A 15,578-nucleotide genomic window follows, 5' to 3' on the forward strand; every position below is an offset into this window, starting at 1 on the left:
GCTATGAAACCCTGGCTGATCTGTTCGCGGATGGCGCTAGCTGGCCTGGCCCTGTTGCTGGCCGCCGGCTGCAGCAAGCCCCTGGAACGTAACGCCGGCACCAGCCTGGTGCCGCCCAGCGGCTTCTACCTGGCCGCTCCGTCCCCCAAGGACAAGGTGCCGGCCTGTCCCGGGGCACCCGCGCCCTATTCGGGCGACCTGCTGTTCCCGAGCAAATACGAAGGTTCGGACTCGGCCAGGGACAAGCTCAACCCGCAGGCCGCCGCGCGCTACAAGCGGCTGACCGGCGATGTGCGTACGCTGGAAAGCGGCGTGAGCAAACTGGTCGGCAAGTATCTCGAGGATGGCCGGCAGGAATACGCCGACTGCGCCCTGACCTGGTTGAGCACATGGGCCGAAGCCGACGCGCTGCTCAGCCGAACCTACAACCACACCGGCAAGTCGGTGCGCAAATGGGCGCTGGGCAGCCTGTCTGCCGCCTATCTGCGGCTGCAGTTCGCCGGCTCCGAACCCTTGCGTGGGCATGAGGCCGAAACTCGCGCCATCGAGCAGTGGTTCGCCCGGCTCGCCGACCAGGTGGTGCACGATTGGAACGAGCAACCGCGCGAGCGGCGCAACAACCACCAGTACTGGGCTGCCTGGGCGGTGATGGCAAGCGCCGTGGTGCTCGACCGTCAGGACCTGTTCGACTGGGCGGTCGAGCAGTACCGCCATGGTATGGAGCAGGTCGACGCCGAGGGCTACCTGCCGCTGGAGTTGTCCCGGCAAACCCGGGCGCTTGCCTACCACAACTACAGCCTGGGGCCGCTGATGATGATCGCGGCATTCGCCGAGGCCAACGGGCTGGATCTGCGTGGCGACAACGGAGGTGCCCTGCAGCGGCTCGCCCAGCGGGTCGAAAGTGGCGTGCACAACCCGCGCCTTTTCGAGGCCCGGTCCGGCTACCCGCAGGAGCTGGAGGATTTGCAGGAGAACGGCAAGTTCGCCTGGCTGGAGCCCTACTGTGCACTTTATCGCTGCTCGGCCGAGACCGACGCCTGGCGGCGCTCCCTAGAGCCCCTGGAGACCTATCGGCTAGGAGGGGATGTCACCCAGTTGTTCAACCCTTGATCGCATCGATGCATTCACTCTCCCGGTAGTCCGAGGCAGGGCCTCGGCGGGGACAAGTATTAATTTGAAATGGAACTTTAATGAGGCTTCTCCCATGATTCCGGTAATCCTTTCTGGTGGTAGTGGTTCGCGCTTGTGGCCCCTTTCGCGCAAGCAGTATCCAAAGCAGTTCCTCGCCCTGACCAGCGAGCTTTCGCTGTTCCAGCAGACCCTGCAGCGCCTGGACTTCGAAGGCATGCAGAGCCCGCTGATCGTGTGCAACCATGAGCACCGCTTTATCGTCAACGAGCAACTGGAGCGGATCGGCGTCGAGGGGCACTCGACACTGCTCGAACCCTTCGGCCGCAATACCGCGCCGGCCGTGGCTATGGCCGCCTTGCAACTGCTGGCCGACGGCCGCGACGAACTGATGCTGGTGCTGCCGGCTGACCATGTGATCGAGGATCAACCGGCGCTGCGCGAGGCACTGGAAGTGGCGCGCGCGGTGGCCGAGGAAGGGGAGATGGTGTTGTTCGGCATCCCCGTCAAACGTCCCGAGACCGGCTTCGGCTACATCAAGGCGACCCGCGCAGGTGACGCCGACGGCATGCATCCCGGCGTCTACCGGGTCAGCCACTTCGTCGAGAAGCCCAATGCAGAACTGGCCCGCGAGCTCGTTCGCACGGGCGGCTATTACTGGAACAGCGGCATGTTCCTGTTCCGTGCCAGCCGTTATCTGGACGAGTTGCTCAAGCATGCGCCGGGCATCTACGACGCTTGTGCGCTGGCCCTGGAGCGCAGCCACCGCTGCGGCAATGTCATGACCATCGATACCGACACCTTCGAGTGCTGCCCGGACAACTCCATCGACTACGCGGTGATGGAGAAGACCTCCCGCGCCTGCGTGGTGCCGCTCGCCGCCGGCTGGAGCGACGTGGGCAACTGGTCCTCTCTGTGGGACGTGCATGAGAAGGACCAGGCCGGCAACGTGCTCAAGGGCGATGTGCTGACCCACGACAGCCGCAACAGCTTCGTACACAGCAGCAGCAAGCTGGTGACCTTGGTCGGTGTGGACGATCTGGTGGTAGTAGAAACCAAGGATGCGGTGATGATTGCCCACAAGAATTCGGTTCAGGACGTCAAGGCACTGGTCAACAGCCTGGATCTGAAGGGCCGTTCGGAAACCCAGAGCCATTGTGCGGTAAATCGTCCTTGGGGCTGCTACGACTCGGTGGACAACGGTATTCGCCATCAGGTCAAGCGCATCACCGTGAAGCCCGGCGCGCAGCTGTCGCTGCAGATGCACCACCACCGCGCCGAGCACTGGATCGTGGTATCCGGCATCGCCCAGGTGACGTGTGACGATAAGGTGTTCCTGCTTGCCGAAAACCAGTCCACCTACATCCCGATCGCCTCGGTGCACCGCCTGGCCAACCCTGGCAAAATCCCGCTGGAGATCATCGAGGTGCAGTCCGGCAGCTACCTGGGTGAGGACGACATCGAGCGCCTGGAGGATGTCTATGGGCGGACCGGCGAGGCGCTGCTTGCACCCAAACTGGTCGCCGGCGGTTGAGCCAAAGCACCCGAACCAGCCGGTGGATCCATGCACGCCGACCCCTTGGCTGATTACCGATGCACGTCAGGTGCTGCTCAATGCAGCGCTTGAACGTTGCCTGGCCCCTGGCGCAGGTGCTGGGCGAGCTGTGGCAGCGCAGTTGGGCGCGCTCCAAGTCGTTGCGCTGCCATTCGCAGCCAGCCTTGCAAGATTTCGGCATCGGGCAGCTGCAACGGGTCGCGACGCTGGCGCCTCTTGGCACAGTGCCATCACCCTGCGCACAATCAGGGCATGTCCGGGTGTGCTGTCCCCGTTTCAGTTTTATACATCGATGACAAGGAAGTTTACCGTTGTTAAAAAAGAAAATATTGTCCGCTTTGATCTTGGCCAGTGTGTCAGTCTTTACAGTATTCAACTTTTTCAGCCTGTTTATTTCTGGATATTAGCCATCCATTCGGCGATCAGGAGGTCTGATCGGCGAGAGCGAACTTATGTGCGGCGGTTGTGGCTGAGCAGTCGTTAAGGGCTAATCTTGGAAGACTTAGAACTTGATGCTTTAAGGATTTCAATTGCTTGTCAGCGTTAAATATGGAGTTGAAAAGTCAGTATGGATACCGTGCACTCTGTACAAGTTATCGCTATCGCCAGCGGTAAGGGCGGCGTAGGCAAAACTACTGTGGCTGTGAATCTGGCATTGGCGCTGGCAGAGCTTGGGCGCCGAGTCGTTTTGCTGGATTCAAATCTTGAGTTCCCGAATGTCGACGTCCAATTGGGGCTTGTGCCACGGTATACGCTTGTCGATCTAATCGAGGGTCGCTGTGAATTGTCCGATACCCTGATGGAAGGACCGGGAGGAGTGCGCATAGTCGCATCTGGTTCAGGTGTTCCGAGTATGGTGCGCCTGTCGCCGGCTCAGCATTCAGGCCTAATACAGGCATTCAGCGAGATAGTGGACAGCCTGGACGTGCTGGTGATCGACACCGCCACGGGTATTGGCGAACCGGTAGTCAGCTTCATTCGAGCTGCCCATGAAGTCTTGGTGATTGTATGCGATGAGCCGACTTCCATCTCCGGTGCTTACGCTTTGATCAAAGTACTTAATCATGAGCACGGGATGAAGCGCTTCAGGGTTTTGGCCAGCATGGAGAGCAACCCTCTAGAAGGGCAGAGTTTGTTTGCCAAGCTTATTAAACTCACGGACCACTTCCTGGATGTTTCCCTGCAGTATGCGGGAGCAATTCCTTACGATGAATATGTACGTAATGCCGCGCAGACACGGCGGGCGGTTTACGAGAGACATCCGCGATGCAAATGCAGCAAAGCCTTTCAGGAGGTTGCGCTCAAGGCTGACGCTTGGCCATTGCTGGGCGCTCCAAGAGGGCATGTAGAGTTTTTTGTCGAGCGACTTGTTAGCCACTCAAAAAGGTAACAGCTCTCTGGTACTTCGTGTGATCACTCGGGCGTCATCATCACCGCGAGCGTCATCTTGATAAGCATCGCCGGAAAGCCCGCTTCCACAGGGTTATCCGTGTGGCCTGAACTGACTCGGCGCCACTCCGCTCCAGCGTACAAAGGCATGGCGAAAGCTTGCGGTCTCGCTGAAACCCAGGGCTTCGGCAATGCGGTAGATCGGTAGTTGGTCCTCGCAGAGCATTTGCTTGGCTTGCTCGAAGCGTAGTTCGTCGAGCAACTCCTGATAGCTGCAACCCAGGTCTTTGAGGTGCCGGCGCAGGGTGCGCGGCGAACAGTTCATCTGCTGCGCCAGTCCGTCCAGCCCCGGGGCCGCATTCAGCTGTGCACTGAGCAATTGACGAATCCGTCCCAGCCACGCCTGACGTCCGGTGAACTCGATGTTCTGCTTGCGGCAGCGTTCGGCCATGGCCTGATGGGTGATGACATCGGCCAATGGCAGCGGTTGATCGAGCCAGCGCCGGTCAAAGGCGAAAGCGTTGTCCTTGGCCTCGAAGTGCAGTGGGCAAGCGAAGTGTTCGGCGTACCGGTCGCGGTAATCCGGCGCCACATGCTCAAGCCGGGCGGCGAGCAGGGGCAGGGAATGGCCGAGCAAGTCATCGCAGATAACCCTCAGCGACACCAGGCAGAACTCGGCATTGAACACGGCCAGTGCCGGGTTCTCCCGGTAATCGGCGGCCACAAACCAGACCTGCTCGCCGTCCTCTTCCAGGCTCAGCTCGTAAAGTGTTCCCAACAGCGCCGGATACCGCATAGCCAGACGCAAAGCGTCACCGAAGGTGGCACTGGTGAGCAGGGCATAGCCGAGCATGCCGTAGGACGATACGTGCATCCGTCTGCCCAATTCCAGGCCGATATCGTGCTTGAGGGCGACGGCGTTGGCGCAAACCTGCATTTCCTGGTGGGTGGTGATGCGTGTGTCCGCCCGGCTCAAGTCCGCGGTATTGATACCGCTGCCGGCCAGCAGTGCGTCACTCGACAAGCCTTCGGCCTTGAAGACATTGAGCGCCAGTGAGACAGCGTTGAGGGTGGTGAGGTGGGAGTGGAGCATGGGCGGTTCCAGCCTTGGGGTGCTGGAACAAGAGCAAGTTGTGTGCCTGACGACGATCTTGTGGGGGGAGCTGTATTGATCACAGGGCGGATGCCTGACACATACCCTGTGGCGAGCGAGCTTGCTCGCGCTGGACTGCGCAGCAGTCCCAAAACCGGTCACCGGGTTTTATCTGAAACCCTGCAATAGTCATGTTGGGGGCGCTTCGCACCCCAGCGCGAGCAAGCTCGCTCGCCACGGGGCCGCGTTCACGCTTGATTGAACGGCAGGAGTGCATGCGCGGCCGAGTCTTGGCGGGCAAGCCCGTTCCCATCGGACTTGGTGTCAGGTTTGAAGGTCAGCCCAGTTCGCCACAGAGGTCGAGTTCGACCAATCGCCGCACTTCAGCCGTTTCAAGGCCTGCACCCAACAGCGCGTGTAACTTGCCGAACGCAGCCTCACGGGTCATGCCGCCACCCGAAAGCACGCCGACGCCCCGCAGCCGACTGCCCGCTTCGTATACGTCCAGTTCGACGCCCCCTTCATGGCATTGCGTAACCGCCACCACCACAATGCCCTTGTCCCGCGCCCGTGCCAGGCTCGCCAGGAATGCGGGGTTGTCGCTGGGACCGGTGCCACTGCCGTAGCACTCCAGCACCAGGCCTTGAATGCCGCTGTCGATCAGGCCATCGAGTATCTCGGCGCCGATGCCGGGAAAAAGCGGCAGTACCGCGACGTTCGCCAGCTGCCTGGGTTGGTCGTGATTCAGGTGCGCGGGTATTGAAGATGCTTTCACACCACCACCCTGACGCTCCAGGCGTTTGAACGGATGCCGGCCGAAACTGCGCACTTTCGCGCAACGGGTCGGGTCCAGCAGCTCGCCATGAAAATACAGGTGCACGCCCGGGGCCAGGCCCTGGCCGAGGGCGACCAGCGCGCCGCTGAGGTTTTCCCAGGCATCGCTGTCGGTCACGCCGGCCGGCAGCATCGAGCCGGTAAACACCACGCGGGCGTGCAGGCCCAGCAGCTGGAAACTCATGGCCGCCGAGCTGTAGGCCAAGGTATCGGTGCCATGCAGGATCAGCACGCTGTCACAGCCCTGGACATCCACCGCCTCCACCACCGCCTCGCGCAGTTGCTGCCAATAGGCCGGGGTCATGTTGGCGCTGTCGATCAGCGGCGACATCTCGCGAAAGCGCCACTGTGGCACCACCAGTTCAGGTTGGCTGTGCAGGTAGTCGCGCATCCGCGCTTCGAAACCGGATGCCGGGGCTAGGCCATGGGCGCTGGATTGCATGCCGATGGTGCCGCCGGTGTAGAGCACCATGACGTGCTGGGCGGCAGGGTAGGTCGAGGAATTCATGGAGGTTCTCCGAAACGATGACGGCTTGCAGTCGAGCATGACGCTGACTGCAAGCCGTGTCACGTCGGGCGCAGGGGATGCGCCCGGTTTTATACCGATCAGCGTTGCGCTGCGGTGTCGCCTTGCGGTTCAGCCTGAGCCTTGGCCTGAGTATTAGCGGCGGCTGGCGGGTTGGCCGGCCAGGCTTTGCGGTCCAGGTCCAGGTCCGGGAATTTGCTGGAATCGAACACGGGGGTCTTGATGCCGGCTGCACGCTGGTCATCGTAGTCACGCAGGATGCGCATGCCGATGTTGAACAGCAGGAACAGCGCGATCAGGTTGACGAACGCCAGCATCGTCATGGTGATGTCGGCGAAGGCAAACACCGTGCCGAGGTTCTCGATGGCACCCCAGAAGATCAGCACCAGTACCAGGGCGCGGTAGCCAATCAGCGCCTTGCGGTTGTCGCCGATCAGGAAGCGCAGGTTGCTCTCGCCCAGGTAGTAGTTGTAGAGGATCGAGGTGAACACGAACAACGCCAGCGCCACGGAGATGAACATCCGGCCCCATTCGCCGACCACGGCAGCCAGGGAGTTCTGGGTCAGGGCAATGCCGTCGCCTTCGAAGCCCGGGGTGTAGAAGCCCGAGAGCAGAATCAGCAACGCGGTGCAGGTGCAGATCACGAAGGTGTCGAGGAACACGCTGAACGCCTGGACCACGCCCTGTGCAACCGGGTGCTCGACCTGTGCCACGGCGGCCACGTTTGGCGCACTGCCAAGGCCGGCTTCGTTGGCGAACACGCCGCGTTTCACGCCCATGATGATGGCACTGCCGATCAGGCCGCCGAAGGCCTGGTCCAGGCCGAAGGCGCTTTTGACGATGGTCATCAGCATGCCCGGCACCTGGTCGAATTGCAGCACGATCACGTAGATGGTCACGGCGATGTAGGCCAGGGTCTTGACCGGGACCAGCAGGTCAGCGATGCCCGCGATGCGCTTGATGCCGCCGATGAATACCAGCCCCAGCAACACCGCCAGGCCGATACCGGTGTAGGTGGTGTCCAGGCCGAAGGCATTGTTCAGCGAGTGGGTCACGGCGTGGGCTTGCAGGCCGTTGAAGGCGAAGCCGAAGGTGATCAGCAGCAGGAACGCCATGATCATGCCCAGCCAGCGTTTCTGCAGGCCGTGCTGGATGTAGTAGGACGGGCCGCCACGGTACAGGCCTTCGGAATCGCAGCGCTTGTAGAGCTGGCCGAGGGAGCATTCGAAGAAGCTGCTGGACATGCCGACCAGCGCGGTCACCCACATCCAGAATACGGCGCCCGGGCCACCGAGGGTCACGGCGATGCCGACCCCGGCAATGTTGCCCGCACCCACGCGCCCGGCGAGGCTGAGCATCAGGGCCTGGAAGGAGCTGAGTTGGCCGGCGCTGCTCTTGAGGCTGTCGCGGAACACCGCGAACATGTGGAAGAAGTGACGCAATTGAACGAAACGCGAGCGGATCGTGAAGTAGCTACCGAGCCCGACAATGAGCACGATCAGTACTTTCCCTGAGAGGAAGTCGTTAATGACTTCGAGCATGGAGTATTCCTCGCTGTTTTTTGTGTAGGCAAATGCTGGCCAGGCAGACACATCGCGTTACACCCGTTTGCGCACGGCACAACAGGCGAGACGGAGGTCGTCCCGGCTTCCTTTCGCGGGTTTGTTATTAGTTCGGGTTTCGCATGGCTTGGGGTCTCGCTACCGACGACCGCTCATGCGAAGAGGGGCGGCACTATACCTATCGGGGCGCCGTCCGTCTGCACTGTTGTGGTGCGGGTGCCGAAGCGAGCCCTTCGAAGCACCTGGCCTTTTCGGGATCAGGCGGTTGTCGGAGCGGGCGAACTCGCTCCCACAGCGCCTGTGTCGTTGCAAAAAACCCAAAAAAAAGGGCCTGGAGAATGATCTCCAGGCCCTCAAAAGGTGAGAGGTGTCTAGTCCCTCGACCTGGTGAGCGGTGGCTCTTCGTTGAAAGAGCGGGCGTCAGGCCTTCAAGGGCACCAGACGCGGAGCAATCATGTTTTCCGGACGCAGGATGTCGGCGAGCATGTCTTCGTCGAGCAAGCCTTCTTCGCGTACCAGTTCCAGCACGCCGCGGCCGCTTTCAAGGGCGATACGGGCGATGCGGGTGGCGTTCTCATAGCCGATGTACGGGTTCAGCGCAGTGACCAGGCCGATCGAGTGCTCGACCAGTTCGCGGCAGCGGGCTTCGTTGGCGGTGATGCCGACGATGCAGTGCTCGCGCAGCATGTCCATGGCGCGTTGCAGCAGGCGGATCGAGTCGAAGATCTTGAAGGCGATCAACGGCTCCATCACGTTCAGCTGCAGCTGGCCGCCTTCGGCCGCGATGGTCAGGGCCAGGTCGTTACCGATGATCTGGAAGGCCACCTGGTTAACGGCTTCCGGAATTACCGGGTTGACCTTGCCTGGCATGATCGAGCTGCCTGGCTGACGCGCTGGCAGGTTGATTTCATTGATGCCGGTACGTGGGCCGCTGGACAGCAGGCGCAAGTCGTTGCAGATCTTCGACAGCTTGACCGCGGTGCGCTTGAGCATGCCGGAGAACAGCACGAAGGCGCCCATGTCGGAAGTGGCTTCGATCAGGTCGGCAGCGGGTACCAGCGGTTGACCGCTGATCAGTGCCAGGCGCTCAACGGCCAGGTGCTGGTAACGCGGGTCGGCGTTGATGCCGGTGCCGATCGCGGTGCCGCCCAGGTTGACTTCGGTCAGCAGCTCCGGAGCCAGGGTCTTCAGGCGTGCCAGGTCTTCGCCCAGGGTAGTGGCGAAGGCCCGGAATTCCTGGCCAAGAGTCATCGGCACAGCGTCTTGTAGCTGGGTACGACCCATCTTCAGGACGTGGTTGAACTCCTGACCCTTGGCAGCGAATGCCTGGATCAGGCTGTCGAGGCTGGCGAGCAGGGCGTCGTGACCCAACAGCAGACCCAGGCGGATGGCCGTCGGGTAGGCGTCGTTGGTCGATTGCGCCATGTTCACGTCGTTGTTCGGGTGCAGGTACTGGTATTCGCCTTTCTGGTGACCCATGGCCTCCAGCGCGATGTTGGCGATGACTTCGTTGGCATTCATGTTGGTTGAAGTGCCAGCGCCGCCTTGAATCATGTCCACCACGAACTCTTCGTGGAAATCGCCGCGGATCAGACGGGCACAGGCTTCGCTGATGGCAGCGTGCTTGGCTTCGCTGAGGTGACCCAGCTCACGGTTGGCGTCGGCAGCAGCCTGCTTGACCATCGCCAGGCCCACTACCAGCTTCGGGTAATGCGAAATCGGAACGCCGGAGAGACGGAAGTTATTCACCGCTCGCAGGGTCTGGATGCCGTAATACGCTTGAGCTGGTACGTCGAGTACGCCAAGCAGGTCTTTTTCTGTGCGGAAAGATGCAGCGGAGGACATGATAGAAATCATCTCGATATGGACCCGGTCTGTGCCGGAACGCTGTGAATGCTAGGCTTGTGGAGAATTTTGGGCCAATGCTGTTAAGCACTGGCCTATGCATATTCGGCATAATGCCCATGTGACGCCGTGTGCGCGACGAACGTGTGACCTAAATTGGTGCGTGTCCGGGAGGACGTGATGAATCTGGAAAGCAAATGGCTTGAGGACTTTAGTGCCCTGGCCGCCACCCGTAGTTTCTCGCAGGCCGCCGAACGGCGCTTCGTGACCCAACCGGCCTTCAGTCGGCGGATCCGTAGCCTCGAGGCTGCGTTGGGGCTGACGCTGGTCAACCGTTCACGCACGCCCATCGAACTCACGGCCGCCGGGCAACTGTTCCTGGTGACGGCACGCACGGTGGTCGAACAGCTGGGCGAAGTGTTGCGCCACCTGCATCACCTGGAAGGCGGGCAAGGGGAGGTGATGCAAGTTGCGGCCGCCCACTCGCTGGCCCTGGGTTTCTTTCCGCGCTGGATCGCGCAACTGCGCAACGAGGGCCTGAACATTGCCACGCGATTGGTCGCCACCAATGTGGGCGACGCCGTGCATGCGCTGCGCGAAGGCGGTTGCGACCTGATGCTGGCGTTCTATGACCCGGACGCCGCCCTGCAAATGGACCCGGAGATTTTCCCGTCGCTGCACCTGGGCCATACCGAAATGCTCCCGGTGTGCGCAGCCGATGCCGACGGCAAGCCGCTGTTCGACCTCGAAGGCGAGGCCAGCGTGCCGTTGCTGGCCTACAGTGCCGGCGCGTTTCTGGGGCGCTCGGTGAACATGCTGTTGCGCCAGCGCGCCCTGCGCTTCACCACCGTCTATGAAACGGCGATGGCCGACAGCCTGAAGAGCATGGCGCTGGAAGGGCTGGGGATCGCATGGGTGCCACAACTGAGTGCGCGGGCTGAACTGGCGCGCGGTGAGCTGGTGGTCTGTGGCGGACCGCAGTGGCATGTGCCGCTGGAGATCCGCCTGTATCGCTGTGCGCTGGTACGCAAGGCCAATGTGCGGTTGTTGTGGCGCAAGCTCGAGGGCGGCGCGGCGCAGGGAACCCCGAATACATGAGTTTGGGGCCTCGCCGTGGGGCCCCTGTCCGCTGACCTTGAAGTCAATAAAACCGGCACTTGGAGCCGTATGACAGATGGTCGTACAGGGGGCTGTTTATCTGCGGTATTACGGTATACTGCGCGGCCTTCGGCCGGCTTATCTGGCCATAATTCGTACAATCAAGCCACGCATTCTGCGTGGCTTGTTGTTTTTTGACGCGCCTGCGGGCGCCCAGAGAGAAGAGGCGCGACGATGAGTGCACTGGTTGGCGTGATCATGGGCTCCAAGTCCGATTGGTCCACCCTTAGCCACACCGCCGATATGCTGGAAAAGCTCGGCATCCCTTACGAGGTGAAAGTGGTCTCGGCCCACCGCACCCCGGACCTGCTGTTCCAGTACGCCGAAGAGGCCGAGTCGCGTGGCATCGAGGTGATCATCGCCGGCGCCGGTGGCGCGGCGCACCTGCCAGGCATGTGTGCGGCCAAGACCCACCTGCCGGTACTGGGCGTTCCGGTGCAGTCGTCGATGCTCTCGGGTGTCGATTCGCTGCTCTCTATCGTGCAGATGCCTGCGGGCATTCCGGTTGCCACCCTGGCCATCGGCAAGGCCGGCGCGATCAACGCCGCCCTGCTGTCGGCGAGTATCCTGGGCGCCAAGCATCCGCAGTTCCACGCGGTGCTCAAGACCTTCCGTGCTGAGCAGACAGACAGCGTTCTGGACAATCCAGACCCACGCATCGCCTGAGGTTGTTGACGATGAAGATCGGTGTAATCGGTGGCGGCCAGTTAGGTCGCATGCTGGCCTTGGCGGGGACTCCGCTGGGCATGAACTTCGCTTTCCTGGACCCCGCGCCGGATGCCTGCGCAGCCGCGCTGGGTGAACACCTGCGGGCCGATTACGGCGATCAGGATCACCTGCGTCAACTGGCGGACGAAGTCGACCTGGTGACGTTCGAATTCGAAAGCGTCCCGGCTGAAACCGTGGCCTTTCTGTCGCAATTCGTCCCGGTGTACCCGAGCGCCGAAGCGCTGCGCATCGCTCGCGATCGCTGGTTCGAGAAGAGCATGTTCAAGGACCTGGGCATTCCGACCCCGGCCTTCGCCGACATCCAGTCGCAAGCCGACCTGGACGAAGCCGTTGCCGCCATCGGTCTGCCGGCCGTGCTGAAAACCCGTACCCTGGGTTACGACGGCAAGGGCCAGAAGGTTCTACGCAGCGCAGAAGACGTTGTGGGCACCTTCGCCGAGCTGGGCAGTGTCGCCTGCTTGCTGGAAGGCTTCGTGCCCTTCACCGGTGAAGTGTCGCTGATTGCCGTGCGCGCTCGCGATGGCGAGACGAAGTTCTACCCCCTGGTGCATAACACCCACGACAGCGGCATTCTCAAGCTGTCCGTGGCCAGCACCGACCACCCGTTGCAAGCCCTGGCCGAGGATTACTCCAGCCGCGTGCTCAAGCAGCTGGAGTATGTGGGCGTGATGGCGTTCGAGTTCTTTGAAGTCGACGGTGGCCTCAAGGCCAACGAAATCGCCCCGCGTGTCCACAACTCCGGACACTGGACCACCGAAGGCGCCGAGTGCAGCCAGTTCGAAAACCACCTGCGCGCCGTTGCCGGCCTGCCGTTGGGTTCGACCGCCAAGGTGGGCGAGAGCGCCATGCTCAACTTCATCGGTGTGGTGCCGCCGGTTGAGCAGGTCGTCGCCATCAGCGATTGCCATCTGCACCACTATGGCAAGGCGTTCAAGGTTGGCCGCAAGGTCGGTCACGCCAACTTGCGCTGTGCCGACAAGGCCACGCTGGAGCGGCAGATCCTCAAGGTCGAAGCGCTCATCGCCGAGCAATAATCCACAGGCCCGGTGGGAACCTTCGGTGACCACCACCCTCTGATGGCAGGATGCCAAAGTCTGGCTAGGCTTTGAGCAATCCATTTCATTCAGAGGGAAGCGCCATGGGAATTATTGGAACCATCTTCATCGGATTGATCGTGGGCCTGCTGGCTCGATTCCTGAAACCGGGTGATGACAGCATGGGCTGGATCATGACCATCCTGCTCGGTATCGGTGGCTCTCTGGCGGCTACCTACGGCGGTCAGGCGCTCGGCATCTACCAGGCGGGTCAAGGTGCAGGCTTTATTGGTGCCCTGGTGGGCGCGGTGGTGTTGCTGGTGATCTACGGCCTGGTGAAAAAGAACTGATTCAAGCGACAAAGCCCTCTCTGCCGCGCAGGCGGGGCGGGCTAGAATGCTCGGCGATTGACCGTCCCTTCCTACCGAGCACTTTCATGCGCCGTCTTCTGCTGACTCTTGTATTGCTGGGCACAGGCCTTGCCCACGCCGGCGAACTGCCGGAAACCGACTGGCTTGAGCTGATGCCCAAGTCGGACCAGAAGGCTCTCGAAGCCATGCCCGAAATCGACCACGACTCCCCCGAAGCCACTGGCACCTTTACCGACAAGGGGGGGCTGAAGCAAAGCAAGGGCCTACCGGCGGTGATGTATTCAAGCAAGACCGTGGCCTCGATGAACGACAAGCACATCCGTCTCGGCGGCTATCCCGTGCCGCTGGAAACCGATGGCAAGGGCCGCAGTACGCTGTTCTTCCTGGTGCCGTACCCGGGCGCCTGCATCCATGTGCCGCCACCACCCCCCAATCAGCTGGTGCTGGTGCGCTTTCCCAAGGGGTTGAAGCTGGACGACATCTACACGCCGTTGTGGGTGACCGGAACGCTGAAGATCGAGACGGTCAGCAACGACCTGGCCGATGCGGCCTATGCGCTGGATGCGGCGCAGGTGCGGGTGGTGCAGGAAGCGGATCTGTAGGCATGCAGATGTGGGGATGCCGAACACATGCCCTGTGGCGAGCGAGCTTGCTCGCGCTGGGCTGCACAGCAGCCCAAAAACCGGTCCCGGGGTTTAGCTGAAAGCTTGCAATCGTCGTGTTGGGGGCGCTTCGCACCCCAGCGCGAGCAAGCTCGCTCGCCACGGGACAGCGTTCACGCCTGATTGAGCAAAATGAGTGCATGCGCGCTCAGTGTGGGAGATGCCGTCTTGATCACATGGGTGTTGCGCTGTCAGAGCGGCTTGCTACCGATGCTCACGCCCAGGGTATGACTCGCTCCCGGTGCCAGGGTCACGATGTCATCCATCACATTGGCGGTCTCGATGCACAGCATGCGCTGCCAGCCATCATCCGCCATGTCGCTGAATGCCGCCGCGCGCGCGATCCACGGGTTCCAGATCACCGCCGTGCGTGAACCGTTGCTGGTCAGCTCGATGCGACGCTCCCAGGCGGGGTCGACAATGCTCAGCGTCGGCGGGGTATCGAGGTAGATACGGTCAGTCTCACCGGTAAAATGCAGGTCGCCGGATTGAGTGACAGTGCTCCAGTTATCCAGGGTCTCGATGTAGTTCAGCCCGTCCAGCCCTTCGACGTGCACGTTGCGCACATCGCTGACCGCGAAGTAGCTGTGCAGCGCCTGGCTGATGCTCACCTTGTCGGCGCCGCGATTGAGACTGGTCAGGTTGATGTGCAACTGCTCATCCAGGCGAATGCTCAGTCTCACATCGACCTGGTGGGGCCAGCCCGGCAATCCGCCTTCGGGGCAGGGCAGGAGGAATTCGACGTTCAGGGCTTCGCCTTCGGCTTCTATGGCCCCCAGCTCCCAGTCCATCGCCCGCACCAGCCCGTGAGCCGTAGCAGGTAGCTCGCTCACGCGCATAGCCTGCACGCTGGGCGGGTTGCGGTCCAGATTGCCAAACCACGGCCAGCACACCGGCACGCCGGCGCGGATGCTTTTGCCGGTCTTGAACACCGCCTCGTCATTGAGCCAGATCAGTGGCGGTTGCCCGGCCAGTTGATAGCTAAGGATGTGCGCGCCTTGCTGTACCACCAGTAATTCGGCCTGACCGTGGCGAATGCGCCAGCAATTCAGATCGTCCAGTTTCACTGTTTCAACATTGGGCGTAGGCATGATGCACATCTCGTTCAGGATCAATGACGGCAATGGACCGCAAAACGGCCGCCGGGTTTAACGCTTCCCAGGTTCAACGAGCCCTGGACGGAACCGAACGGGTACGGCCGCTGCCATCGATGGCGACGAACACAAACACCGCTTCCGTTACTTTGCGCCACTCACTGGACAACGGATCGTCGCTCCAGACCTCGACCATCATCTGAATCGAGCTGCGACCGATGTCCAATGCCTGAGTATAAAAGGATAGCTGAGCGCCCACGGCGACAGGGACCAGGAAGGCCATGCGATCAATGGCGACCGTGGCCACGCGACCACCGGCCACTTTGCTGGCCATTGCCGTGCCGGCCAGGTCCATCTGCGATACCAGCCAGCCGCCGAAAATATCGCCAAAGCCGTTGGTTTCACGAGGAAGTGCGGTGATTTGCAGGGCCAGGTCGCCTTGCGGAATCGGATCTTCTTGTTCGAGTTCTATCATGCCGGGGGTGCCTCTGACCCGTGACTCTTCGTTGGTATTTCAGGTGAATAGCCGTCTCCAGGAAAAACGATTCAGCCCCGAACATACTACGTTCGTCACGTTTTCCATAAGGCGAACTAAGGG

At 61.5% G+C, this 15,578-nt stretch carries 14 protein-coding genes; 8 read left to right on the plus strand and 6 right to left on the minus strand.

The genetic code is table 11. From position 1 onward, the window contains the following. The first annotated feature begins 3 nt into the window (after positions 1 to 3). The 3 genes from CKW25_RS18030 to CKW25_RS18040 all read left to right on the plus strand — a co-directional run bounded on the left by CKW25_RS18030 (position 4) and on the right by CKW25_RS18040 (position 4,073). On the plus strand, positions 4 to 1,110 hold the full coding sequence (locus CKW25_RS18030; RefSeq protein WP_095081210.1) for a mannuronate-specific alginate lyase: 1,107 nt from the start codon (positions 4 to 6) through the stop codon (positions 1,108 to 1,110). Positions 1,111 to 1,204: 94 nt separating this feature from the next. After that, a complete protein-coding gene (locus CKW25_RS18035; RefSeq protein WP_095081211.1) occupies positions 1,205 to 2,662 on the plus strand; it encodes a mannose-1-phosphate guanylyltransferase/mannose-6-phosphate isomerase in 1,458 nt (485 codons plus the stop codon). Positions 2,663 to 3,251: 589 nt separating this feature from the next. Further along, complete coding sequence (locus tag CKW25_RS18040; RefSeq protein ID WP_095081213.1) at positions 3,252 to 4,073, plus strand: MinD/ParA family protein; 822 nt, start codon at positions 3,252 to 3,254, stop codon at positions 4,071 to 4,073. 93 nt (positions 4,074 to 4,166) lie between these two features. On the opposite strand, the gene CKW25_RS18045 is transcribed toward CKW25_RS18040, so the two are convergent. The 4 genes from CKW25_RS18045 to aspA form a co-directional block, all read right to left on the minus strand. After that, positions 4,167 to 5,165 (minus strand): AraC family transcriptional regulator, encoded by a 999-nt coding sequence (locus tag CKW25_RS18045; protein WP_095081214.1) that lies wholly within the window; start codon positions 5,163 to 5,165, stop codon positions 4,167 to 4,169. 337 nt (positions 5,166 to 5,502) lie between these two features. Then, a complete protein-coding gene (locus CKW25_RS18050) occupies positions 5,503 to 6,507 on the minus strand; it encodes an asparaginase (protein ID WP_095081216.1) in 1,005 nt (334 codons plus the stop codon). 98 nt (positions 6,508 to 6,605) lie between these two features. Next, positions 6,606 to 8,066, minus strand: coding sequence for a sodium:alanine symporter family protein (locus CKW25_RS18055; protein ID WP_095081218.1), 1,461 nt, complete (start codon positions 8,064 to 8,066; stop codon positions 6,606 to 6,608). 441 nt (positions 8,067 to 8,507) lie between these two features. Further along, the gene (gene aspA / locus CKW25_RS18060) at positions 8,508 to 9,932 is read right to left on the minus strand and encodes an aspartate ammonia-lyase (RefSeq protein WP_095081221.1); all 1,425 of its coding nucleotides are present in this window, start codon (positions 9,930 to 9,932) and stop codon (positions 8,508 to 8,510) included. 180 nt (positions 9,933 to 10,112) lie between these two features. On the opposite strand from aspA, the gene CKW25_RS18065 reads away from it, so the two are divergent. From CKW25_RS18065 to CKW25_RS18085, 5 genes are all read left to right on the plus strand, one after another. Beyond that, positions 10,113 to 11,030 (plus strand): LysR substrate-binding domain-containing protein, encoded by a 918-nt coding sequence (locus CKW25_RS18065; RefSeq protein WP_095081223.1) that lies wholly within the window; start codon positions 10,113 to 10,115, stop codon positions 11,028 to 11,030. Positions 11,031 to 11,264: 234 nt separating this feature from the next. Continuing rightward, complete coding sequence (purE, locus tag CKW25_RS18070) at positions 11,265 to 11,756, plus strand: 5-(carboxyamino)imidazole ribonucleotide mutase (RefSeq protein WP_095081226.1); 492 nt, start codon at positions 11,265 to 11,267, stop codon at positions 11,754 to 11,756. An 11-nt stretch (positions 11,757 to 11,767) separates the two neighbouring features. Beyond that, complete coding sequence (locus CKW25_RS18075; RefSeq protein ID WP_095081228.1) at positions 11,768 to 12,853, plus strand: 5-(carboxyamino)imidazole ribonucleotide synthase; 1,086 nt, start codon at positions 11,768 to 11,770, stop codon at positions 12,851 to 12,853. A 104-nt stretch (positions 12,854 to 12,957) separates the two neighbouring features. Further along, positions 12,958 to 13,203, plus strand: a complete 246-nt coding sequence (locus CKW25_RS18080) for a GlsB/YeaQ/YmgE family stress response membrane protein (RefSeq protein ID WP_007928514.1) — start codon at positions 12,958 to 12,960, stop codon at positions 13,201 to 13,203. Between the two features lie 86 nt (positions 13,204 to 13,289). Continuing rightward, positions 13,290 to 13,826, plus strand: coding sequence for a DUF3299 domain-containing protein (locus CKW25_RS18085; protein ID WP_095081230.1), 537 nt, complete (start codon positions 13,290 to 13,292; stop codon positions 13,824 to 13,826). A gap of 251 nt (positions 13,827 to 14,077) precedes the next feature. Here the strand turns inward: CKW25_RS18085 and CKW25_RS18090 are convergent, their stop codons facing one another. Continuing rightward, positions 14,078 to 14,977, minus strand: a complete 900-nt coding sequence (locus CKW25_RS18090; protein ID WP_095081316.1) for a D-hexose-6-phosphate mutarotase — start codon at positions 14,975 to 14,977, stop codon at positions 14,078 to 14,080. 73 nt (positions 14,978 to 15,050) lie between these two features. Continuing rightward, complete coding sequence (locus tag CKW25_RS18095; RefSeq protein WP_095081231.1) at positions 15,051 to 15,455, minus strand: acyl-CoA thioesterase; 405 nt, start codon at positions 15,453 to 15,455, stop codon at positions 15,051 to 15,053. Between the last annotated feature and the right edge of the window lie 123 nt (positions 15,456 to 15,578).

The organism is Pseudomonas sp. Irchel s3h17, from assembly GCF_900187505.1.
Taxonomy (GTDB): domain Bacteria; phylum Pseudomonadota; class Gammaproteobacteria; order Pseudomonadales; family Pseudomonadaceae; genus Aquipseudomonas.

Coding starts and splice junctions, on each gene's coding strand:
- CKW25_RS18075 (WP_095081228.1), top strand. CDS start 11,768: ATGAAGATCGGTGTAATCGGTGGCGGCCAGTTAGGTCGCATGCTGGCC.
- CKW25_RS18080 (WP_007928514.1), top strand. CDS start 12,958: ATGGGAATTATTGGAACCATCTTCATCGGATTGATCGTGGGCCTGCTG.
- CKW25_RS18065 (WP_095081223.1), top strand. CDS start 10,113: ATGAATCTGGAAAGCAAATGGCTTGAGGACTTTAGTGCCCTGGCCGCC.
- aspA (WP_095081221.1), bottom strand. CDS start 9,932: ATGTCCTCCGCTGCATCTTTCCGCACAGAAAAAGACCTGCTTGGCGTA.
- CKW25_RS18030 (WP_095081210.1), top strand. CDS start 4: ATGAAACCCTGGCTGATCTGTTCGCGGATGGCGCTAGCTGGCCTGGCC.
- CKW25_RS18035 (WP_095081211.1), top strand. CDS start 1,205: ATGATTCCGGTAATCCTTTCTGGTGGTAGTGGTTCGCGCTTGTGGCCC.
- purE (WP_095081226.1), top strand. CDS start 11,265: ATGAGTGCACTGGTTGGCGTGATCATGGGCTCCAAGTCCGATTGGTCC.
- CKW25_RS18045 (WP_095081214.1), bottom strand. CDS start 5,165: ATGCTCCACTCCCACCTCACCACCCTCAACGCTGTCTCACTGGCGCTC.
- CKW25_RS18095 (WP_095081231.1), bottom strand. CDS start 15,455: ATGATAGAACTCGAACAAGAAGATCCGATTCCGCAAGGCGACCTGGCC.
- CKW25_RS18050 (WP_095081216.1), bottom strand. CDS start 6,507: ATGAATTCCTCGACCTACCCTGCCGCCCAGCACGTCATGGTGCTCTAC.
- CKW25_RS18090 (WP_095081316.1), bottom strand. CDS start 14,977: ATGCCTACGCCCAATGTTGAAACAGTGAAACTGGACGATCTGAATTGC.
- CKW25_RS18055 (WP_095081218.1), bottom strand. CDS start 8,066: ATGCTCGAAGTCATTAACGACTTCCTCTCAGGGAAAGTACTGATCGTG.
- CKW25_RS18085 (WP_095081230.1), top strand. CDS start 13,290: ATGCGCCGTCTTCTGCTGACTCTTGTATTGCTGGGCACAGGCCTTGCC.
- CKW25_RS18040 (WP_095081213.1), top strand. CDS start 3,252: ATGGATACCGTGCACTCTGTACAAGTTATCGCTATCGCCAGCGGTAAG.